Raw genomic sequence first — 22,716 nt, 5'->3', positions numbered from 1 at the left:
CCGACCTGCGCCCTCTCACCCCAACTCGGCCTCCACCAGCGCCACCCACTGCCCCACGACCCGCTCCCGCCGGGCCCGGTCGTCGGTGAGGAGGTTGGCCAGGCCGAGGCCCCGGGCCATGTCCAGGAGGCCCTGTACGGTCTCGCGCGCGCCGGGGCGGCTCTCGTCGGCGCCGAGGAGTTCTACGGCGATGCGATGGGTCTCCCGGCCTACGTGGGCCTCCAACTCGGTGACCCGGGGCCGGAGCTGCTCCTCGTTGGAGGCGGCGACCCACAGGTGGAGGGCGGCGCGGAAGAGGGGCCCGGTGTAGAGGTCGACGAGGGCGCCGACGACGGCCGCGCGGTCGGTGGCCCCCTGCGGGAACAGCGCGCGCAGGGCACCGGACCGCTCCTCGGCGACGTACTCGACGGCGGCGGTGAACAGGTCCTCGCGGGTGGGGAAATGATGCTGGGCGGCCCCCCGGGAGACCCCCGCGCGCTCGGCGACGACGGAGACCGTGGACCCCACCCACCCGTACTCGGCGAGACAGGCGACGGCGGCCTCCAGAAGCCGCTGCCGGGTGACGCGGCTACGGTCCTGCTTGGGTACGCGGTCGTTGGGCGGACGGTCGCCGGGGGTGCGGTCGCCGGGCGCACGATCACCAGGCGCGCGGCTGTCCGGAGCGCGGTCCCCAGGCCCACGATCCCCCGGCCCCTCTTCCCCCCGCGCGCGGTCGTCCGGCGCTCGGTCGGCGGCGGTCACAGCACCCATGCGGGATCCCGTCGTTCGAGGAAGGCCGTCATCCCCTCGCGGGCCGCGGGCGAGGCGAACAGCCGCGCGGAGAGCGCCGTCAGCTCCGCGGCGTCCCGGTCGAAGGCTTCGAGAACCTTAGCCGTGAGCAGCCGTTTCGTCTCGGCCAGCCCGTCGGGCGCGGACCGGCGCAGCCCGTCGAGGACGGGCGCGAGGACGGCGTCGACGTCGTCGCCGGCCACGGTCACGAGCCCCGCGCGCACGGCCTCGGCGGCGTCGAACCGCTCGCCGGTGAGGCAGTACCGCGCGAGCGCGCGCGGGTCGGCGCGGGGCAGCAGGGGCAGCGAGATGACGGCGGGCGCGACCCCGATGCGTACCTCGGTGAACGCGAACGTCGATCCGGTGGCCGCCCCGGCGACGTCACAGGCGGCGACGAGCCCGAGGCCGCCCGCGCGCACGTGCCCCGCCACGCGCGCGACGACCGGCTTGCCGAGCCCGACGACCGCGCGCAGCAGCCCGACGAACTCCTCGGGCACGGGCGGGTCCTTGAGGTCGGCGCCCGCGCAGAACGTGCCCCCGCTGTGGGTGAGGACGACGGCCCGTACGGAGGTGTCCCGCGCGCAGTCGGCGAGCGCGTCCGCGAGGGCGGCGACGAGGGCCGCAGAGAGGGCGTTGCGGGTGTCGACGGCGTCAAGGCTGAGGCGTTCGACGCCGCGCTCGTGGCTGCGGCCGATCAGGGTCATGCGCGCTCCCTCAGCTCGCGTCGGAGGATCTTCCCGGAGGCCGCGCGCGGGACGGCGTCGACGAACGTGACCCGGCGTACGCGCTTGTAGGGCGCGACGCGTTCGGCGACGTACATCAGCACCTCCCCCTCGGAGAGGCCGGCGGCGTCCGGCCGGCGCACCACGTGCGCGTGCGGGACCTCGGTGCCGTCGTCGTTGTACGTGCCGATCACGGCGGCGTCGGCTATCCCGGGGTGCGTGAGCAGGAGGGCTTCGAGTTCGGCGGGGGCAACCTGAAAGCCCTTGTACTTGATGAGCTCCTTGACGCGGTCGACGACGTACAGCCAGCCGGCGTCGTCCGCGTACCCGATGTCCCCGGTGTGCAGCCAGCCGTCGGCGTCGATCATCTCGGCGGTGGCGTCCGGGTGCCCGAGGTAGCCCTTCATCACCTGCGGTCCCCGGAAGAGCAGTTCGCCGGCCTCTCCGGGGCCGAGGTCCTTGCCGGGGTCGTCGAGGGAGACGATCCGCATGCGGGTGCCGCCGATGAGCTTGCCGACGGTCCCGGGCGGGGCGGCAGCCATGGCGTCCAGGGGGACGACGTGGGTGCCCGGCGACAGCTCCGTCATGCCGTACGCCTGGCCCACGGGCGGGAGGTTCAGCCTGCGCGCGCAGGCGGCGGCGAGGCCGGCGTCCAGGGGCGCGGCGGCGCTGATGACGTACTTCAGCGACGACAGGTCGTAGCGCTCGACGGCGGGGTGCTCGGCGAGCGCGAGGACGATCGGCGGGGCGACGTACAGGCCGGTGATGCGGTGCCTCTCGACGGCCGCGAGGAACGTCTCCAGGTCGAAGCGGGGCAGGACGACGACGGTGGCGCCCAGGCGCAGGGGGGCGTTCATCAGGGCCGTCAGGCCGTAGATGTGAAAAAACGGGAGTATCGCCAGAATCCGGTCGCCCGGCCCCGACGGCATCACGGGCTCCAGCTGGGCCAGGTTGGTGGCGATCTGGCGGTGGGTCAGCATGACGCCCTTGGGGAGCCCGGTCGTCCCGGAGGAGTACGGGAGGGCCGCGACGTCCTCCACGGGGTCGATGTAGGGGTTCGGTTCGGGGGCCTGGGAGGCGAGCATGCCGATCAGCGAGCGGTGGCCGCGTGCCTCGTCGCAGACGAAGATCTCCTCGACGCCGCCCGCGAGTTCGGCCGCGCGCCGGGCGGTCTCCAGCAGCGGCGAGACGGTGACGATCCAGCGGGCGGCCGAGTCGCGCAGCTGCCGCGCGAACTCCTCGGGCGTGCACTGGGGGTGGACGGTGGTGACCGAGGCGCCCGCGCGCGTGGCGGCGTAGAAGGCGATGGGGAAGGCGACCGTGTTGGGGCTGTGCAGGGCGAGCACGTGCCCCTTGCGCACGCCCGCGTCGGCGAGCCCGGCGGCGACGCGCCGGTGGAAGCGGTCCAGCTGCTCGTAGCTGAGGGTCGTGCCGTCCGTGCCGTCGATCAGCGCGGGCAGGGCGCCGAACTCGGCGGCGCGGCCCAGGACGGCGTCGTGGATGGGCAGGTCCACTGCCGGGACGTCTGCGTACTCGCTGCGGAACACGGTTCCTCCTCGCACAGGGGCGGCGGTCAGTACGACTTGGGCAGGCCCAGGCTCTGGTGGGAGACGTAGTTGAGAATCATCTCCCGGCTCACCGGGGCGATACGGGCCACGCGCGAGACCGTTATCAGTGAGGCGAGGCCGAACTCGCGCGTGAGGCCGTTGCCGCCGAGGGTCTGCACGGCCTGGTCGACGGCCTTCACGCACGCCTCCCCGGCCGCGTACTTCGCCATGTTGGCGGCCTCGCCCGCGCCGGTGTCGTCCCCCGCGTCGTACAGGTGGGCGGCCTTCTGCGTCATCAGGCGGGCGAGTTCGAGGTCGATGTGCGCCTGCGCGAGGGGGTGGGCGATGGCCTGGTGGGCGCCGATGGGGGTGTCCCAGACGGTGCGCTCGCGCGCGTACTCGACGGCCCGCGCGAGCGCGTAGCGGCCCATGCCGATCGCGAAGGCGGCCGTCATGATCCGCTCGGGGTTGAGGCCGGCGAAGAGCTGCGCGAGGCCCGCGTCCTCGTCACCGACGAGGGCTTCGGCGGGGAGCCTGACGTCGTCCAGGGCGAGTTCGAACTGCTTCTCCGCGCCGTGCAGTTCCATGTCGATCTTGCGGCGGGTGAAGCCCGGCGCGTCGCGCGGGACGATGAACAGGCAGGGCTTGAGGCGGCCCGTGCGCGCGTCCTCGGCGCGGCCGACGATGAGGGTGGCGTCAGCCGCGTCCACGCCGGAGACGAAGACCTTGCGGCCGGTGAGGAGCCAGTCGGCGCCGTCGCGGCGGGCCGTGGTGGTGATGCGGTGGCTGTTGGAGCCGGCGTCGGGTTCGGTGATCCCGAAGGCCATCAGGCGGGAGCCGTCCGCGAGCGCGGGGAGCCACGCGCGCTTCTGCGCCTCGGTGCCGAAGCGGGCGATCACCGTGCCGCAGATCGCCGGGGAGACGATCATCATCAGCAGGGGGGAGCCGGCGGCGCCCAGCTCTTCGAGGACCAGGGCGAGTTCGGTGATGCCGCCGCCTCCGCCGCCGTACTCCTCGGGGAGGTTCACCGAGATGTAGCCGAGTTTCGCGGCCTCCTGCCACAGCTCGGTGGGGTGGCGGCCCTCGTCGATGACCTTGGTGAGGTAGTCGCGGCCGTAGCGCCTGCCGAAGGCCGCGACCGCCTCGCGCAGGGCCTTGTGCTCGTCGGATTCGATGACCGGGCTCACTGCCACGCTCCTTCGGTTTCGTCCTGTCGGTCGCCCTCGACCACGGCCAGTAGGGCTCCCACCTCCACCTGCTGTCCTGCCTGTACCTCCAGCGCCGTCAGGGTCCCGGAGACCGGGGCCGTGAGGGCGTGTTGCATCTTCATCGCTTCGAGCCACACGATCGGTTCGCCCGCTTCGACACCCGATCCGGTGACGAGTCCGGGCGCGACCTTGACGACCGTGCCGGGCATCGGCGCGACCAGCGAACCCGGGACCCGCTGGGGTACCGGGTCGGGGAAGCGGGGCAGCGCGGTCAGGGCGGTCCCGTTCACGTGCACGCGGTCGCCGTAGCGCGCGACCTCGAACCGGTGCCGTACGCCGTCGGCTTCGAGAACGACGGTCCCCGCGTCGGCATGGACCACCCGGACGCCGTCCGCGTCGAGGCCCGCGCGGGTGTGCCGGTACGCGACCTCGTGCTCCTGGCCGTCCAGTTCGTACCGCTTGCGCTGGGGCTGCGAGCGGACGTTGCGCCAGCCGCCGAAGCGTGACCGGCCGTGCGCGTCCGCGAGGGCCGCCGCGAGGGGGGCGAGCGGGTCGGCGGGTGCGCGCGTGAGGGCGGTGAGGTGGCGGTCGTAGAAGCCGGTGTCCATGCGCGCGTGCGTGAACTCCTCGTGGCGCAGGGAGCGCAGGAGGAGTTCCCGGTTGGTCGTCGGGCCGTGGACGGTGGCCCGTTCCAGGGCGCCGGCCAGCTTGCGTAGGGCTTCCGCGCGCGTGGGCGCGTGAGCGATCACCTTGGCGAGCAGCGGGTCGTAGTGGACGCCGATCGCGTCGCCGTCGGCGTACCCGGTGTCCAGGCGGACGCCGTCGGGGACGGCGAGGCGGTGCAGGGTGCCGGTCTGCGGGGTCCACTCGCGCGCGGGGTCCTCGGCGTAGAGGCGGGCCTCGATCGCGTGCCCGCGCGCGGGAGGCGGCTCGTCCGCGAGGGCGGCTCCTTCGGCGACGCGGATCTGCTCGGCGACGAGGTCGAGCCCGAACACGGCCTCCGTGACGGGGTGTTCGACCTGGAGGCGGGTGTTCATCTCCAGGAAGTGCGCCGTGCCGTCGGGGGCGAGGAGGAACTCGACGGTCCCGGCACCGGCGTACGACACCGCGCGCGCCGCGCGTACGGCCAGCGTTTCGAGGTTGCGTGCCACCGGCTCGGACAGCCCCGGCGCGGGCGCCTCCTCGATCACCTTCTGGTGGCGCCGCTGGAGCGAGCAGTCGCGCGTACCGAGCGCCCACACCGTGCCGTGCGTGTCGGCGAGGATCTGCACCTCGACGTGGCGCCCGCGCTCGACGTACGGCTCGACGAACACCTCGCCGTCCCCGAAGGCGCTCGCGGCCTCCGCGCGGGCGGCCTCCAGGGCGGGGGCGAGGTCCCGCGCGTGGCGCACGATCCGCATGCCGCGCCCGCCGCCCCCGGCCGCCGCCTTCACCAGGACCGGCAGGTCGGCGTCGGTGACGTCCGTCAGCGGGGCGATCCCCATGAGGGCCTTCGCGCGCGTCTTGGACGCCATCGCCTCGATCGCCTCCGGGGGCGGCCCGATCCACACCAGGCCCGCGTCGAGCACCGCGCGCGCGAAGCCGGCGTTCTCGGACAGGAAGCCGTACCCGGGGTGCACGGCGTCCGCGCCGGACGCGAGGGCCGCCTTCACGATCAGGTCGCCGCGCAGGTACGTCTCGGCGGGGGTCGCCCCGGGCAGCCGTACGGAGCGGTCGGCCACGCGCGCGTGCAGGGCGCCCTCGTCGGGGTCCGAGTGGACGGCGACCGTACGGATGCCCGCCGCGCGGCACGTGCGGAAGATCCGGCAGGCGATCTCGCCCCGGTTGGCGACCAGAACGGTGGAAATCACGGGCACCTCACATCCTGAAGACGCCGAAGCCGCCGCGTGCGCCTTCGTAGGGGGCGGTGTGGATCGCCGACAGGCACAGACCGAGCACCGTGCGCGTGTCGCGCGGGTCGATCACGCCGTCGTCGTACAGCCGCCCGGACAGGAACATCGGCAGGGACTCCGCCTCGATCTGCCGCTCCACCATGGCGCGAAGGCCCTGATCGGCCTCCTCGTCGTACGGGAGGCCCTTGGAGGCGGCGGACTGCCGGGCCACGATCGACAGGACGCCTGCGAGCTGCTGAGGGCCCATCACGGCCGACTTGGCGCTCGGCCAGGCGAACAGGAAACGCGGGTCGTAGGCCCGGCCGCACATCCCGTAGTGGCCGGCGCCGTACGACGCGCCCATGAGGACCGACAGGTGCGGCACCCGGCTGTTGCTCACCGCGTTGATCATCATCGCGCCGTGCTTGATGATGCCGCCCTGTTCGTACTCCCGGCCGACCATGTAGCCGGTGGTGTTGTGCAGGAACAGCAGCGGAATGTCCCGCTGGTTGGCCAGTTGGATGAACTGCGCCGCCTTCTGGGACTCCTGGCTGAACAACACGCCCTGCGCGTTGGCGAGCACCCCTACGGGATAGCCGTGCAGGGTCGCCCAGCCCGTCGTGAGGCTCGTCCCGTACAGCGGCTTGAACTCGTCGAAGTCGGACGCGTCGACGACCCTCGCGATCACCTCGCGCGGGTCGAAGGGAACCTTCAGATCGCCGGGGACGATCCCCAGGAGTTCCTCCTCGTCGTACTTCGGAGGGAGTGCCGGGGGCGGGTCGCCGTACGCCTTGCGGTGGTTGAGGCGGGCCACCACGCGGCGTGCCTGCCTGATCGCGTCCCGCTCGTCGACCGCGAAGTGGTCCGCGAGGCCCGACACGCGCGCGTGCATCTCGGCGCCGCCCAGGGACTCGTCGTCGCTCTCCTCGCCGGTCGCCATCTTCACGAGCGGCGGGCCGCCGAGGAACACCTTCGCGCGCTCCTTGACCATGATCACGTGGTCGGACATCCCGGGGATGTACGCGCCGCCCGCCGTGGAGTTGCCGAAGACGACGGCGACCGTGGGGATGCCCGCCGCCGACAGGCGCGTGAGGTCACGGAAGACCGCGCCCCCGGGGATGAAGATCTCCTTCTGGGACGGCAGATCGGCACCCCCGGACTCCACCAGGCTGATGCAGGGCAGCCGGTTGGCCAGCGCGATGTCGTTCGCCCTGAGGGCCTTCTTGAGACTCCACGGATTGCTCGCGCCCCCGCGCACGGTGGGGTCGTTGGCGGTGATCAGACACTCGACCCCCTCGACGACGCCGATCCCCGTCACGAGCGACGCGCCCACGGGGTACTCGCTCCCCCAGGCCGCGAGCGGCGACAGCTCCAGGAACGGCGTATCGGCGTCGACCAACAGCTCGATCCGCTCGCGCGCGAGCAGCTTCCCGCGCGCGCGGTGCCGCTCGACGTACTTCGGCCCTCCCCCCGCGAGCGCCTTCGCCTGCTCGACCGCCAGCTCGTCGAGCTTCGCGAGCATGGCCTCACGGTTCGCCAGGTAGTCGGGGCCGTGCGCATCCAGGGCGGTCGTCAGGACGGTCACGGGGTGGCCTCCACGGGGGTGAGCGGCTCCGTTCCGGCGCCCGAGGGGACGTGCGGTGCCGAGGCGGGTTCCGGGGGCGGAGTTTCCGTCCCGGCGGGGCGCGAGGGGCCTGCGGAGCCCGAGGGCGACGGTGGGCGTCCAGACGACGCCTCCTGCGGGGCCTGGGGGCCGTCAGAGGCCACGCAGAGGGCCCGGGAAGCCCCTCGGAGGAGCGGCGGCGCACCGCTTGCGGCGACAGCGGGGCATACGGGGCCGGGCGGAGCTGCGGCGGGGGCGGACGCTTCCGGAGACACCTGTGCGCGCTCCGGGACGGCAACGGGAACCAGCACATCCCGGGTGCCGGCTGCGGGTGCGCGCGGGCGCTCGGAAACGGCCTGCTCGCTCAGGCCGACCGCTGCGCGGGGAGAGCCTCCCGGGGCGGCTGTCTCACGCGCGGGTGCAGCGGTGACCGCCGCCGGGAGAGGCCCAGGAACGGCGGGAGCAGCCTGGCGCGTCGTACGCGCGGGCCCCTCGCTGCCGGGGCCGGCCGGGGCCGCGGTCCGCGCGAGCACGGGGTCACCCGCAGCACCCGCCCCTGAAGCCCGAGCAGTGCACGCGGGCGCGAGGTCACCGGCATCGACCGCTCCCGCCCCGCGCGCGGGCGCCCGGGCGCCCGGGCGGGCGGCCACCACCCCACGTCCGGGCGTGAACCCGCCAGGAACGCCCGTCGCCGTCCCGCCCCCGGGCGCAGGACCGGCAGGAACGGTCACCGCCGCCGCGCCGCTGGACGCAGGACCGGCATGTAGGACCGCCACCGCCCCACCCCCGCACGCGAGTCCCTCGCCCGTCGCCCCCGCGCGCGGGACGCCCTCCGCCACCCCCTCCGGAACGTCCACATACCGCGCCCGCAGCCACTCCCCCAACGCCTTGGCCTGAGGATCGAAGCGGTGCTGGGACGCGACGCCCGCGCCGAGGATGCCCTCGACCACGAAGTTCACGGCGCGGAGGCCGGGCAGGACGTGCCGGGTGACGGGGAGCGCGCGGGTCTCGGGGAGCAGCTCTCGGAAGCGGTCGACCGTCAGCTCGTGGGCGAGCCAGCGCCATGCCTCGTCGGTGCGCACCCACACCCCGACATTCGCGTCACCGCCCTTGTCACCGCTGCGCGCCCCGGCGATCGTCCCCAGGGGTACCCGTACTAGTACCTGAGAGGGAGGCAGCGGATCGGGGAGCGGCGGCTCCGGTACCGGTTCGAGCGCGGTGGTACGGGTGGGTGGGGGTACGGCGATCCGCCGCCCGTCGTCGAGGACGGCCCGGTGCTCGACGTCCCCCTGAGGCAGGTACGCCGCCTCGAACACCCCGTACGGCGCCCCCCGCCCGGGCGGCGCGAGGACATGGAACCCGGGGTAGCTCCCGAGAGCCAGCTCGACGGCGGCGCCGGACAGGGCGCGTCCGACGGTCTCCTCCTGCTGGTCCCGTACGACCAGCCGCAGTACGGCGCTGGCCTCCTCCTCGGTCCCGGCGTCGGCCCGGTCGCTGCGGACGAGGTCCCAACGCACCTCGGCGGGACGGGACTTGCCGAAGGCGTACGTCTCCATCTGCTCCCGCACGAGCGCGGCCTTGGCCTCGATGTCGAGCCCGGTGAGGACGAAGGCGACCTCGTTGCGGAAGCCCCCGATCCGGCTCAGCCCGACCTTGAGGTCCGGCGGCGGCGCCTCCCCCCGCACCCCGGTGACCCTGACCCGGTCGGGCCCGTCACTCTCCAGTACTACGGAGTCGAGGCGGGCGGTCACATCGGGCCCGGCGTACCGGGCGCCGCCCGTCTCGTACAGGAGTTGAGCGGTGACCGTACCGACGTCCACCAGACCCCCCGTACCGGGGTGCTTGGTGATCACGCAGCTGCCGTCGGCGTGGAGTTCGGCGACCGGGAAGCCGGGGCGGCGTACGTCGGCCTCCTGGAAAAAGGCGTAGTTGCCGCCGGTGGCCTGCGTCCCGCACTCCAGGATGTGCCCGGCGACGACCGCGCCCGCGAGCCGGTCGTACTCCCCCGGCCCCCACCCGAAGTGCGCGGCGGCGGGCCCGGTGACGAGCGCCGCGTCGGTCACCCGCCCGGTCACCACGATGTCGGCGCCCTCCCGCAGGCACGCGGCGATCCCGGACCCGCCGAGGTAGGCGTGCGCGGCGAGCGCGTCCGGGAACCGCCCGCGCAGATCGTCCCCCTCGACGTGCGCGACCCGCGCCGGAACCCCGAGCCGCCGCGCCAACTCCCGTACCGCATCGGCGAGTCCGGCCGGATTGAGCCCGCCGGCGTTGGTGACGATCCGCACCCCGCGTTCGTGCGCGAGGCCGAGGCAGTCCTCCAGTTGCCGCAGAAAGGTGCGCGCGAACCCGGCGCCGGGGTCCTTGAGTTGGTCCCTGCCGAGGATGAGCATCGTCAGTTCGGCGAGGAAGTCCCCGGTGAGGACGTCGAGTTCGCCTCCGGTCAGCATCTCGTGGACGGCGTCCAGACGGTCGCCGTAGAACCCTGAGAAGTTGCCTATCCGGAGGGTCACCCGGCCTCCCCCGCAAGCCGTTCGGCGGTCTCCGACTTCGGCGGGCGGCCCCCTCCGGGCGGCCCGGCGAACACCTGGGCGACCCCCAACCACTGCTCGGCCTCCGGCCCTTCGGCGTTCAGCGCAAGGTCGTCGCGGTGGGCGCGCTGGGTGACGAGGAGGCAGAAGTCGAGCGCGGGACCGGTGACCCGCTGGTCGGCGTCCTCGGGCCCGTACGTCCACAAGTCGCCGGAAGGGGAGGCGAGTTCGACACGGAAGTCCTCGAACGGCGCCGCGAGCCCGTGCACACCGAACGCGAAGTCCCGTGTCCTGACGCCGAGTCGGGCGATGTGGCGAAGCCGGTCCGTGGGGACCGGTGTGACGCCGAGCGCGTCCGCGACGTCCAGGCCGTGCGCCCAGGTCTCCATCAGGCGGGCGGTGGCCATGGACGCGGTGGACATCGGCGGGCCGTACCAGGGGAACCGCCCGCGCTCGGGCGCCGTCCGCAACACCCGCTCCAGCGCCTCGCGTTCGGCCCGCCAGCCCCCGAGCAAGCGCTCGGGTGGGCGTTGCGCGCCGTCCCGCGCCCCGTTGTCCACGAAGTCGCCGGGCGCCACGAGCGCCTTCTCGACCTCGCGCGAGAACGCGTCCTGGTCGGTCATCGCCAGCCGGGCGGAGCGGTCCGTCCAGGCGAGGTGCGCGATCTGGTGGGCGATGGTCCAACCGGTCGCGGGCGTCGGGAGTTTCCACTGCTCGGGGCTCAACTCGGCTACCAGTCGGTCGAGTTCCTCGCTCTCGGCACGCAGGTCGTCGATGACGGGGGTGGGGTCGGCCATGGGGCGAGCATGGCAGCGGGGGTGAAAACAATCAAGCGTGCTTGCATGAATTTGATCGCGGCGGCGGCCAAGGGGTGTCAGTGGCAGAGCCGTTCAACGCCCCCAGGCTGCAAAGCCGTTCAGCTCACTGCCGCAGCCGCCTCGGCCAGTACGTCCACGGCGTCCAGGCGCGGGATCACCCGCATGAAGTGGACCGCCTGTTCCGCACCGAACGCCCGCTGCTCCTCGGTGACCGTCGGATCGACCGCACAGTCGGCCTGAACTCGCACGTAGTTCAAGGCAGTTGCGAGGAGCATGGAGAACGACCGCGTCCCCCGGATCACGCCCGGCCCACCGGCGGCGCGGTACGCCCGGACGATCCGCCGAGCCCTCTCGGGGTCCGGCTCGTTCGCGCCCGACCAGATGAACAGGGCGCGCGCCAGCTCCTGTTCGGCGGAGATCGGACCGGCGTTGTCCCAGTCGAGCAGGACGGGTCCGGCGGGTCCCACCAGGACGTTCTGCGGCTGGAAGTCGAGGTGCGACATCACCAGTTCGGCGTCCCCCGCAGGTATCACCCAGGCGGACAGCTCAGGTACTACGCCCTTGACGAAGCGGTCCAGTTCGTCGGCCCAGGCGAGCCCCGCGCGCCGTACCTTCTCGCCGAGTTCCCGCCACTCGGCGTCGTCGGGGCAGCGCTCGTACCAGTCGTTCACCGGCCCCTCGGCGCCCGCCCCCGCGCGGTGGACGATTCCGGCCGTGCGCCCGAACCAGTCCAGGATCGCGGGATCGGAGGGGTCGGCCGCACTCCCCTCCACCCAGTCGTAGAGCTTGACCGCCGAGGTCCCCAGGCGGGTGACGTGGGCGCCGTCGCGGTTGGTGTGCAGGCGGGGCGCCGAGATGCCCAGCTCCTCCGCCGCGTCCCGGAGCTCGGCCTCCCTGCGGACCTGGTCCTCGTCGCACCCGAACAGCATCTCCTTCACCGCCCAGGACGATCCGGCGCCGGTCAGCCGCCAGACCTGCCCGAGGGCGCCCCGGGTCACCGGGGTGATGTTCCAGGGACCGGGGCCGAGGGAGTAGGCGTCGGCGATGGCTGCGGCTTCTACTGACCTGGTGGGTGCGGACATGAGCGCCGACTGTAGTTCCCGTAGTACCCGCGGGGTACGGGATTTTCGCGGCCGGAGAGCGGGTGCGGTCGGGGACGGGCAGGTCACGGTCGTATTGCCGCTCGGTCGGGTTACCTCCCAGGGTTGGTCAACACCTCTCCAACCCCTCTTGGCCGGGCGTGGGGCGTGGCAGTTCACTGCGCGGCATGAGAGTCATACGAGCCACCAGGACCAGAGCCCCGGGTCCCTCGGGCCCCGCGATCCGTCCGGGCCGGGCGTTCACCGTGCTGGCCGCCGCCGTCGCCGCGTTCGGTCTGTCCCTGGGCAGCGCCTCCGCCGCCGGCACGCCGGTCGCCACGAGCGCGGTGCCGGCCGCCGCCACCACGCCGACCGCCACTGTGCCGCCCGAGTTCGGGACCGACTACCACGACCCGGTCACCGCCGCCCCGCCGATCAAGACCCCGCACACCAAGTCGTGCTCGGTGACCGTCGCGCAGGCGCAGTTCAAGGACTTCACCCCCTACACCGGCACCTACACTCCGCCCAACGGCTGTGGTGTGCCCGGCAGTTGGTCCAAAGCCGTGCTGCGCCTCGACGGGAACGTGAAGGGCAGGCAGTTCGACCGGCTCGGCTACCTGGACATCGGCGGCGTGCAGATGCTCCGCACCTCGACGCCCGAGCCCTCGCAGGACGGCATCGACTGGTCCGTCGAGAAGGACGTCACCCAGTACGCGAAGACCCTCAGCACCCCGCAGCCCGTCGACATGCTCATTGGCAACGTTGTCGACGACACCTACACGGGCATCCTGAACGTCAAGGTCACTCTCACGTTCTACCCGGCTACCTCTAAAGTCCGGGTCTCCGCGCCCGACCGCGTCATACCCCTGAGCGACGCCAACAGCGTGACGACGGACGCCTCGCTCACCGTGCCGCGCAACTCCGAGCGGATCCTCGCGGAGGTGTACGCCACCGGATCGGGCGGCGGCTGCGAGGAGTTCTGGTACTCGGCGGTCACCCCTTCGGCGTCGTACTCCTGCAAGGGCGGGGACGACGGGCCGTACCGCGAGGTGCGGATCAGCGTCGACGGGAAGGTCGCCGGGATCGCCTCGCCGTACCCGAACGTGTGGACCGGCGGCTGGTCCCCGTACCTCTGGTCGGTGATCCCCTCGCCTCACTCCTTCGACGTACGACCGCTGGTGTACGACCTGACGCCGTTCGCGGGAGTCCTGAACGACGGGAAGGCGCACAAGGTCGACGTGTCGGTGATCGGGGTGCCGGCCGGGCAGACCGGGTGGAGCGCGCCGACGAACGTCCTCGTCTGGCAGGACCACCACAAGGCGGTCGTGACCGGGGCCGTCACGTCGTACCGGCAGAGTGGTCCTCAGGTCGTCCATCACTACACCGACGGCTCGCTGCGCCACCTGGCGACCGACGGCACGGACCGGCTCAAGGTCACCGGGTACCTCGACACCTCGCACGGCCGGGTCACGACGACGGTCGAGCGGACCCTCACGACCGCGATCGACCACCGGTGGACGCCCGACGAGAACACCGACGACCAGACCGGCGAGTGGACCGACCACCAGGCCGTCACCACCGGCGGGCACGTCTCCCGCACCGACCGCGCCTACACCCTCGACGGCCGCGCGACCATCGACAGCGGCAACCGGCTGCGCGTGATCATGTCCGTCGGCGACCGCTCGGCCGTCGGCGCCACCCGCGTCGACGACGAGTACCGGGGGGACGCGACCTTCACGCTCGGTGTCCCCCGGGACCAGCGGCACGCCGTAGCCACCACGAGTGAGCGGTACCGGGTCCGGGGTCCCGGGGTCCGCTACGACCACACGCTCGCGACGGAGCAAGGGGTCCTGACGAAGGACGTACAGGGCTACTGAGGTAGGGGCTACCTGAGAGGGACGGGTACGGGGTCCCGGCCTCTCCCCGCTGGTCGTCCCGCTCCGGTACTAACCGGGTACACCCGCAGAGGGACGACCGGCCGCCTCAGCCGGTGGAGGCCCCGGAGACGCCGGAGGCGCCGGGCGCGTCCGGCAGCTTCGCCCTCCCCCTCCCCACCTGCGTACGTACCGCCCCCATACTCGCGGCGATGACGAGCGCGATCGCCAGCGCCTGGAGCGAGGTCAGGGCCTGGTCGAGGATGAGGAATCCGGCCCCCGAGGCGATGGCCGGTTCGAGGCTCATGAGGATCGCGAAGGTGGAGGCGGGGAGGCGGCGCAGGGCGAGGAGTTCGAGGGTGTAGGGCAGGACCGAGGAGAGGATCGCGACGGCCGCGCCGAGGCCCACGGTCGTCGGGTCCAGCAGCTTCGTACCCGCCTCCGCGATCCCCAGCGGCAGGAAGAGGAGGGCGCCGACGCCCATCGCGAGCGCGAGTCCGTCGGCCTGCGGGAAGCGGCGGCCCGTGCGGGCGCTGAAGACGATGTACGTCGCCCACGCGACGCCCGCCGAGAGCGCGAACGCGACGCCGGCCGGGTCGAGGCTGTCGAAGCTCCCGCCGCCGAGCAGGAAGACGCCGGCGAGGGCGAGGGCCGCCCAGATCGCGTTCACCGCGCGGCGGGAGGCCAGGACCGAGAGGGCCAGCGGGCCGAGGACCTCCAGGGTGACGGCCGGGCCGAGGGGGATGCGGGCGACGGCCTGGTAGAAGAGGCCGTTCATCGTGGCCATCGTGGCGCCGAAGACGATCACCGTGCCCCAGTCCGCGCGCGAGTGGCCGCGCAGGCGGGGGCGGCAGATCACGAGCAGTACCACCGAGGCGACCACCAGCCGCAGCGTCACCACGCCGAGCGCGCCCGCCCTCGGCATCAGCAGTACGGACAGGGCGCCCCCGAACTGCACCGACACGCCGCCGGCCAGCACCAGGCCGATGGGCCCGAGGGGACTCGTACCCCTGACCCGTCCCCCGCCAGGGGTACCGCCCGGAGTACCGCCCTCGCCCCGGAGGGTTCCGGGTACGCCGCCAGTAGGGGTCGTGATCGTCGGTTCAGGGGTGGTCACTGGCGGTCCCGGTGCTCGGTGAGTTCATCGTGATGCACTTTCGAGTCCACGGTAATGGACTCGGTCAGGCGTGTGAACCGATTTTGCCGCTGTCTCGGACCGTGAGATGCCCTCAGTACCCCTGCGGTATGTCGTACGTCTGGGGGACGGGGGGTACGTGACCGTAGTAGGGGTGGTACGGGTCGTACCCGGCGTAGGGGTTGGGCTCGGGGGCCGGTGCTGGAGCCGGTACGTCATACCCGTAGTACTCCGCCCCGGCCTCCGGGAACACCGGCATCCGCAGCTCCCCCGTGTCCATCACGGCGTTGTTCTGCGAGCGGTGCAGCCGGGAGTACGCCCCGCCGCGCGCGAGCAGTTCCTCGTGCCGCCCGGTCTCGACGACCCGCCCCCGGTCGACGACGAGGATGCGGTCGGCGTCCGGCGCGAGGTTGAGGTCGTGGGTGATCATCAGGGTCGTCCGCCCGGCCATCAGCCGCCGCAGCGGCCTGACCACCCGGCGTGCGGACATCGCGTCGAGCCCGGTCGTCGGCTCGTCGAGGACCAGCACCGGGGAGTCGCGCAGGATCGCGCGGGCGATGGCGAGCCGCTGGAGCTGACCGCCGGACAGGCGCGCGGTGCCGGGGTCGATCCGCGTGTCGTACCCGTCGGGGAGGCGTACGACGAAGTCGTGGGCGTCGGCCGCGCGTGCCGCCGCCTCGATCGCCTCGTCGCTGGCGCCGGGCCGGCCGCAGGCGATGTTGGCGCGGACGGTGTCGTGCAGGACCAGCGTCTCCTGGGGGAGGAGGGTGACGTACTCCCGCAGCCGGGCGAGGGGGAAGTCCCGCAGAGGTATGCCGTCGAGGCGTACCTCTCCGGTATCGGGGTCGTAGAACCTGAGGAGGAGCTTCGAGACCGTGGACTTCCCGGCGCCGCTCGGGCCGGTGACGATCACCAGCTCGCCGGGACTGACGTCGAAGGAGAGTCCCCGGAGGGCGTCGCGGTCCGCGCCGGGGTAGCGGAAGGCGACGTCGCGGACCGTGATCGCGCCGTCCGGGCGGCCGGTGTCGGCGGCGTGCCGGGGGTCGATGACCGAGGGCCGGACGTCGAGGATCTCGATCAGCCGCTCAGCGCCGGCGGTGGCCGCCGTGATCGTGAGCCCGAGCTGGGCGAGTCCGCGCACGGGCGGGTAGAGGTAGCCCAAGAAGGCGGCGAACGCGAGGAGTTGGCCGAGCGTCATGCGTCCGGTGGAGATCTCCCAGGCGCCGACGCCGATCACCGCGAGCACGCACACGGTCTCGATGACCTGGACGAGCTGTTCGTACGCCTCGTTCAGCCGGGTCGCGCGCACGGAGGCGCGGAACCACGCCGTCGCCTCCTCGTGCAACCGCCGCCGCTCGGCGTCGCGGCGGCCGTACGCCTGGGTGAGGACGATGTTGCCGAGGGACTCCTCGACGACGGAGGTGATCGCGCCGTCCGCGACCCGGCCCGCGCGGGAGACGTCCTTGATGGAGCCGGAGAAGCGACGGGCCGCGAGCCAGAACAGGGGCGCCAGGACGAAGGTCGCGGCGGCGAGGTCCCAGCGCAGCCAGAACGCGGCGGCGGCGTAGAAGAGGGCGCTGAACCCGGCCGAGGCGGCTCCCACGAGGCCGGACACGACGAGCGTCTCGATCGCCTCGACGTCGCTGGTCAGCCGGGACAACAGGTCGCCCTGGCGGTGGACTTGGAAGAAGTGCGGGGGCAACTGCTGTACGTGGTCGAAGACATGCTCGCGCAGTCTCATCACGAAGCGTTCGGTGGCCCAGGCGGCGAGGGAGTTGCCGGCGTACGCGACGACCGCGCCGACGACCGCGACACCGAGCCACTTCGCGGCCGGGGTCCAGAAGGCGCTCAGGGAGCCCTGGTTGAGGGCGTTGTCGGTCAACTCACCGAAAAGCAGGACGGCTTCGGTCTCGGCGAGGGCGGCGAGGATCGTGCAGACCCAGACGAGCAGCAGCCACTTCCGCAGGCCCCGGGTCAGCGGCCAGAAACGGCGGAACGCGGCCCGGGGCGGAATGGTCGGGGTGTCGTACTCGTATTCATCTGAGTCCGAATCTGAGTCTGAATCAGAATCGAGATCATCGATCTCCGTATTCTTGTCGGCCATGCGACACACCCTTTCCCGGCCGTCGGCTCCCCCTGGTCAAAAGAATCGAGAAAGGGCCGGTGGCGCACCACCGGCCCTTTCTCTTTTCACCGCGGGATCAGTTGCCCTGACCGGGGATGGGCTTGGGGGCCGGCGGAACCGGGCGCTTGCCCTTGGGCTTCGGCTTCGGCGGGGGCGGGAGCTGCTTCGATTTGGGCTTCGGGGGCAGCGGGGCAAGCTTCTTGAAGCTCATTCCGACTCCTAAGGGGGGATTGCGCTGAACTTTCGATTTCGTCGAATTCCACGTCCGGAACCCGATACCGAGAAACCTACACGCCCCTCTTGTTCACGGGCGGCAAAGTTGGCAAAGAGGCGCTGTGAATACCTTGGAGAAAGCTGGGCATTCCATCAGTGCCGCCCAGCTCATTCACAGAATTGCCGGTCAGCCGCGTCCGTCACGCGGCCCGAACGTCTCCATGGCCAGCGTGTCCGTGACCCGCGCGTGCAGATAGGTGTCCGCCCACTCGGCGATCCCCGGGTACCCGCACTCCGCGACCAGCCGCGCCACGGCTCCCGGCACGTCGTACGGCGTGACCCGCAGGTCCACCCCCGGCCCGAGCAGGCACCAGTGCGCGCCGGAACGGCCGTACGGCATCCCGACGCTGCCGGGGTTGACGACCAACTTGCCCTCGGCGAGGCGGAGATACGGCATGTGGGTGTGCCCGCAGACGACGGTGCGTACGGCGGGGTCGAGCCCGGCGAGGACCTCGCTCCAGCGAGCGGGGCGGGAGTCGACGAGGACGACTTCCTCGTCGTCGCGGGGAGTTGCGTGGCAGAACAGGGTCGTGCCCAGTCCGGCGACGGTGAGCGTCAGGGTCGCCGGGAGGGCGGCGAGGAAGTCGACGTGCTCCTCGGTCAGCGCCCGCGCGGCGAACGGGCCGATGGGGTCCGGGATGTCGTCGCGCAGGCCGCGCCGGTACTCGACCAGTTCCCGGTCCGCGTTGCCGGAGACCCACAGCACGCGGTCGCCCTGCTCCCTCAACAGGTCGATGACCTCGGCGGGTTGGGGTCCGGCCGCGATGTCGCCGGTGAGGACGATCCGGTCGGCGGCGGCGACGTCCGGTTCGGCCAGCACCGCTTCGAGGGCGGGCAGGACGCCGTGGATGTCGGACAGAACCGCGACCGACTCGGCTTCCTCGTACGTCACTTGGTGTCCCTCTCTCCGTCCAGCGCCTCGGCGAGCACCTCCGCGAGGTGTCTGCCCCGCACCCCGGCCAGCTGCTCCAGCTGGGTCCGGCAGGAGAAGCCGTCGGCGAGGACGACCGCGTCCTGCGGCGCGTCCCGTACGGACGGCAGCAGTTGCTCCTCGGCGCAGGCGGACGACACCTCGAAGTGCCCTTTCTCGAAGCCGAAGTTACCGGCGAGGCCGCAGCATCCGCCGCTCAATTCCCCGCTGAGACCGGCGGCTTCCCTCAGCCGCCGGTCGGCCGCGTCGCCGAGCACCGCGTGCTGGTGGCAGTGGGTCTGCCCGACCACCGGCCGGTCCAGCCGGGGCGGCGCCCAGTCCGGGGCGTACTTCTCCAGCGCCTCCGCGAAGGTGAGCACCCGGGCGGCGAACCGCGCGGCGCGCGGGTCGTCGGGGAGGAGTTCGGGGAGGTCGGTGCGGAGCGCGGCGGCGCAGCTGGGTTCGAGGACGACGAAGGGCGGGAGCGGCAAGTCATCGTCCTCGTCGGTGAGTTCGTCCATCGGCATCAGGTACGGATCCAGCAGATCCAGCGTCTCACGCAGCACCTGCCGGGCCTGTTCCAACTGGCCGGTGGACACGTAGGTGAGCCCGCAGCACACCTTCCTCCTGCGGGCCGGCCACGGCGTCGCCGTGCCCTCCCACCGCACGGTCGGCGGCAGCAGCACCGTCATCCCGGCCGCCTCCAGCACGCGAACTGCCGCTTTGCCAACCGTCGGTGACAGATGTTCAGTAAAGGTGTCCGGCCACAGGACGATCATCTGTCCGTCCCGCAGCCACTTGGCCCGGTCCCGCTTCAGCACCGTCCTGAACCGCCGCATCCACCACCGGCTGAACGTCTCCGCGGCCACCCGCGGAATCCCCCGCTCGGGAGCGACCCCGCCGATCCGCTTCCCCAGCGCGGCCAACGGCCGTACGGAAGCAAGGGAGTTGACGAGCGGCGCGGTCCGGGTCCGGGCGATCCACCGCAGCCACTGCGGCAGCCGCCCCATGCTGTAGTGGGCGGCCGGACGCCGTCGCCCCTCGTAGTGGTGGTGCAGGAACTCGGCCTTGTAGGTGGCCATGTCGACGCCGACGGGGCAGTCCGAGCGGCACCCCTTGCAGGAGAGGCAGAGGTCGAGCGCGTCCCGGACCTCGGTCGACTGCCAGCCGTCGGTGACGAGTTCACCCGCGAGCATCTCGTGCAGGAGCCTCGCGCGTCCCCGGGTGGAGTGGGCCTCCTCGCCGGTCGCGCGGAACGACGGGCACATGACGGCGGGGCCGGACGCCGTCGTCGTACGGCACTTGGCGACGCCCACGCAGCGCCGTACGGCGGCGGAGAAGTCGCCGCCGTCGGCGGGGTAGCCGAAGACGACGGGCACGGGCTCGCGGGGCAGCGGTGCGAAGCGGAGGTTGGTGTCGAGGGGTGCGGGGCGGACCAGCATGCCGGGGTTGAGGAGGTCGTCGGGGTCCCAGAGCGCCTTGACGCGTTCGAAGAGGGCCACCATCTCCACCCCGTACATCCTGGGGAGTAGTTCGGCGCGTGCCTGGCCGTCGCCGTGCTCCCCGGAGAGGGACCCGCCATGGGCGGTGACGAGGTCGGCGAGTTCCTCCGAGAAGCGGCGGAAGCGGGCGATGCCGGGGGCGGTGAGGAGGTCGAAGTCGATGCGGACGTGGATGCAGCCGTCGCCGAAGTGGCCGTAGGGGGTACCCCGCAGCCCGTGCGCGGCGAGGAGGCCGCGGAAGTCGCGCAGGTAGGCGCCGAGGCGGGCCGGGGGTACGGCGCAGTCCTCCCAGCCGGGCCACGCCTCCCGGCCGTCCGGCGTCCTCGTCGCCGTACCGCTCGCGTCCTCCCGGATGCGCCACAGGGCGCGCTGTCCGGCGGGGTCGGTGACGACCAGCGCGTCGACGGCGTCGGCCGCACGGACGATCGCCTCACCCCGTACCCGCGCCTCGTCCGGACTCTCGCCGCCGGTCTCGACAAACAGCCACGCGCCGCCGCGCGGCAGCCCGTAGCTCTCAGGTACGAGGTCGGCCGCCATACCTTCGACCGTCAAGGGCCCGTACGGCAGCAGCCCGGCCGCCGCCTCCGCCGCGTCGCCCTCGTCCCTGTACCCCAGGACGGCGAGGGCCCGCGCGCGGGGTGCCTCGACGAGGCGGACGGTAGCCCGGGTGAGGACCGCGAGGGTGCCCTCGGAGCCGCAGTACGCGCGGGCCGTGTCGGCGCCCTTCTCCGGGAGCAGGGCGTCCAGGGCGTACCCGGAGATGCGCCGGGGGAGTTCGGGGAAGCCGGTGCGCAGGCGGGCCAGTTCGGTGTCGACCAGCCGGCGTAGTCCTTCGGGGCTACCCGCCCAGTCCCTCCCCAGGGTGAGGCGGGCGCCGCGCGCGGTCACGACGTCCAGGGTCCGGACGTTGTCGGCGGTCGTCCCCCACGCGACCGAGTGGGAGCCGCACGAGTTGTTGCCGATCATGCCGCCGAGGGTGCAGCGGCTGTGCGTGGCGGGGTCGGGGCCGAAGCGCAGGCCGTGCGGGGCGGCGGCGTCCTGGAGGCGGTCGAGGACCAGTCCTGGCTGGACCACGGCGGTACGGGTGGCGGGGTCCAGGTCGAGGACGCGGTTCATGTGCCGGGTGAAGTCGAGTACGACGCCGGTGCCGGTGGCCTGTCCGGCGATGGAGGTACCCCCACCCCTGGGTACTACGGGTACTCCGTGCTCCCGGCAGATCTCCAGGGCGGCGACCACATCGGCGTCGTCCTGGGGAGCTACGACCCCGAGGGGGACCCGCCGGTAGTTCGAGGCGTCCATGGTCACGACGGCACGGGAGGTGGTGTCGAAGCCGACGTCGCCTCGCAGGGCCGTACGCAGATCCGCTTCCAGGTTCGGCATGGGTACAGGAAATCAGGCGGGACAACCGAGGGCACCGGGACGGACGTTCAAGATCCTTCAAGGGGCGTCCCGGATCCATCCGTCCCGTAGTACCTCGGAGGGACCGGTACTACCCCCTGGCGGATGTCCACACGACGTCTCACCGGACGGACCACGTTTCGCTCACGTTTGCCGTAACGGCTACCCTCCCCACGTGGCTGAGATCCGGATTCCCTCTGACATCAAGCCCGCGGACGGTCGTTTCGGCGCGGGTCCCTCCAAGGTGCGGATCGAGGCGCTGGACGCCCTCGCCGCCACCGGCACCTCCCTCTTGGGTACGTCACACCGGCAGGCCCCGGTGAAGAACCTGGTCGGCGAGGTCCGCGAGGGCATCTCCGCACTGTTCTCCCTACCTGAGGGCTACGAGGTCGTCCTCGGCAACGGCGGCTCGACCGCGTTCTGGGACGTCGCGACCCACGGGCTGATCGAGAACAAGTCGCAGCACCTCACCTTCGGCGAGTTCAGCTCGAAGTTCGCCAAGGCGGCGGGGCTCGCCCCCTGGCTGGCCGAGCCCACGGTGATCTCCTCCGACCCGGGCACCCACCCGGAGGCGCAGGCCGAGGCGGGCGTGGACGTGTACGCGTTCACCCACAACGAGACGTCGACGGGTGTCGCGGCGCCGGTCAAGCGCGTCGCGGGCGCCGACGAGGGCGCGTTGGTGCTGGTCGACGCCACCTCCGGCGCGGGCGGCCTCCCGGTCGACATCGCCGAGACGGACGTCTACTACTTCGCCCCGCAGAAGTCCTTCGCCTCCGACGGCGGCCTGTGGATCGGCGTGTTCTCCCCGGCCGCGATCGAGCGCGCCGAGCGCGTCCACGCCTCCGGCCGGCACGTCCCGGAGTTCTTCAGCCTCCCCACGGCGATCGACAACTCCCGCAAGAACCAGACGTACAACACCCCGGCGCTCTCCACCCTGTTCCTGCTGAACGAGCAGCTCAAGTGGATCAACGGCCAGGGCGGCCTCTCCTTCTCCACCTCCAGGACGAAGGACTCCTCCACCCGCCTCTACACCTGGGCCGAGGAGTCGAAGCACGCGACGCCGTTCGTCACCGACCCGGCGAAGCGCTCGCAGGTCATCGGCACGATCGACTTCGCGGAGGACATCGACGCCGCCGCGATCGCCAAGGTCCTGCGCGCCAACGGCATCGTCGACACCGAGCCCTACCGCAAGCTCGGCCGCAACCAGCTGCGCGTCGCCATGTTCCCGGCTATCGACCCGGCGGACGTCGAGGCCCTCACGAAGTGCATCGACCACGTGATCGAGAACCTCTGACTCCCTTGCCGCACGGCGTAGTTGTCCGCCGTGCACCCGTACGACGCTGAAGGGCGCCCGG

15 protein-coding genes and 1 pseudogene are annotated in these 22,716 nt (G+C 72.4%); 2 read left to right on the top strand and 14 right to left on the bottom strand.

The features are described 5' to 3' along the window. Positions 1-15 precede the first annotated feature (15 nt). From J8M50_RS05940 to J8M50_RS05900, 9 genes and pseudogenes are all read right to left on the bottom strand, one after another. The gene (locus J8M50_RS05940) at positions 16-741 is read right to left on the bottom strand and encodes a TetR/AcrR family transcriptional regulator (RefSeq protein ID WP_010357790.1); all 726 of its coding nucleotides are present in this window, start codon (positions 739-741) and stop codon (positions 16-18) included. Next, complete coding sequence (locus tag J8M50_RS05935) at positions 738-1,472, bottom strand: enoyl-CoA hydratase family protein (protein ID WP_010357789.1); 735 nt, start codon at positions 1,470-1,472, stop codon at positions 738-740. Before J8M50_RS05935 ends, J8M50_RS05940 begins: the two co-directional genes overlap by 4 nt. Then, positions 1,469-3,037, bottom strand: coding sequence for a 4-coumarate--CoA ligase family protein (locus tag J8M50_RS05930; RefSeq protein WP_010357788.1), 1,569 nt, complete (start codon positions 3,035-3,037; stop codon positions 1,469-1,471). Before J8M50_RS05930 ends, J8M50_RS05935 begins: the two co-directional genes overlap by 4 nt. Before the next feature lie 26 nt (positions 3,038-3,063). Then, a complete protein-coding gene (locus J8M50_RS05925) occupies positions 3,064-4,224 on the bottom strand; it encodes an acyl-CoA dehydrogenase family protein (RefSeq protein ID WP_010357787.1) in 1,161 nt (386 codons plus the stop codon). Continuing rightward, entirely contained in the window at positions 4,221-6,095 is a 1,875-nt protein-coding gene (locus tag J8M50_RS05920) for an acetyl/propionyl/methylcrotonyl-CoA carboxylase subunit alpha (RefSeq protein WP_010357786.1), read from the bottom strand. The genes J8M50_RS05925 and J8M50_RS05920 overlap by 4 nt, the downstream gene beginning before the upstream one ends. A gap of 7 nt (positions 6,096-6,102) precedes the next feature. Then, positions 6,103-7,701: an acyl-CoA carboxylase subunit beta gene (locus J8M50_RS05915; protein WP_010357785.1), complete on the bottom strand. Its 1,599-nt coding sequence runs from the start codon at positions 7,699-7,701 to the stop codon at positions 6,103-6,105. A gap of 860 nt (positions 7,702-8,561) precedes the next feature. Continuing rightward, a pseudogene (locus J8M50_RS05910) lies at positions 8,562-10,229 on the bottom strand (acyclic terpene utilization AtuA family protein); the annotation flags it as partial. Further along, a complete protein-coding gene (locus J8M50_RS05905; protein WP_010351278.1) occupies positions 10,226-11,044 on the bottom strand; it encodes a TIGR03084 family metal-binding protein in 819 nt (272 codons plus the stop codon). The pseudogene J8M50_RS05910 and the gene J8M50_RS05905, both read right to left, overlap by 4 nt. Before the next feature lie 119 nt (positions 11,045-11,163). Next, the gene (locus tag J8M50_RS05900) at positions 11,164-12,147 is read right to left on the bottom strand and encodes a phosphotransferase enzyme family protein (RefSeq protein WP_010351276.1); all 984 of its coding nucleotides are present in this window, start codon (positions 12,145-12,147) and stop codon (positions 11,164-11,166) included. A gap of 185 nt (positions 12,148-12,332) precedes the next feature. Between J8M50_RS05900 and J8M50_RS05895 the strand changes: the two genes are divergently transcribed. Then, entirely contained in the window at positions 12,333-14,021 is a 1,689-nt protein-coding gene (locus J8M50_RS05895) for a peptide-N4-asparagine amidase (protein WP_100216671.1), read from the top strand. A gap of 106 nt (positions 14,022-14,127) precedes the next feature. Here J8M50_RS05895 and J8M50_RS05890 read toward each other — a convergent pair whose 3' ends face one another. The 5 genes from J8M50_RS05890 to J8M50_RS05875 form a co-directional block, all read right to left on the bottom strand. After that, entirely contained in the window at positions 14,128-15,135 is a 1,008-nt protein-coding gene (locus tag J8M50_RS05890) for an EamA family transporter (RefSeq protein ID WP_029183509.1), read from the bottom strand. A gap of 112 nt (positions 15,136-15,247) precedes the next feature. Continuing rightward, complete coding sequence (locus J8M50_RS05885) at positions 15,248-17,257, bottom strand: ABC transporter ATP-binding protein (protein ID WP_010351273.1); 2,010 nt, start codon at positions 17,255-17,257, stop codon at positions 15,248-15,250. Positions 17,258-17,354: 97 nt separating this feature from the next. After that, complete coding sequence (locus tag J8M50_RS49015) at positions 17,355-17,489, bottom strand: hypothetical protein (RefSeq protein ID WP_256725269.1); 135 nt, start codon at positions 17,487-17,489, stop codon at positions 17,355-17,357. 189 nt (positions 17,490-17,678) lie between these two features. Continuing rightward, a complete protein-coding gene (locus J8M50_RS05880) occupies positions 17,679-18,443 on the bottom strand; it encodes a metallophosphoesterase family protein (protein ID WP_010351272.1) in 765 nt (254 codons plus the stop codon). Continuing rightward, positions 18,440-21,343, bottom strand: a complete 2,904-nt coding sequence (locus tag J8M50_RS05875) for an FAD-binding and (Fe-S)-binding domain-containing protein (RefSeq protein ID WP_010351271.1) — start codon at positions 21,341-21,343, stop codon at positions 18,440-18,442. The genes J8M50_RS05880 and J8M50_RS05875 overlap by 4 nt, the downstream gene beginning before the upstream one ends. Positions 21,344-21,536: 193 nt before the next feature. Here J8M50_RS05875 and serC point away from each other — a divergent pair, with 193 nt between their 5' ends. Then, complete coding sequence (serC, locus tag J8M50_RS05870) at positions 21,537-22,655, top strand: phosphoserine transaminase (protein WP_010351270.1); 1,119 nt, start codon at positions 21,537-21,539, stop codon at positions 22,653-22,655. Positions 22,656-22,716: the final 61 nt, after the last annotated feature.

The sequence above is a fragment of the Streptomyces acidiscabies genome (assembly GCF_020010905.1).
In the GTDB taxonomy this organism is placed as follows: Bacteria; Actinomycetota; Actinomycetes; order Streptomycetales; family Streptomycetaceae; genus Streptomyces; species Streptomyces acidiscabies.
This window is presented reverse-complemented; position numbering and strand designations above follow the sequence as displayed.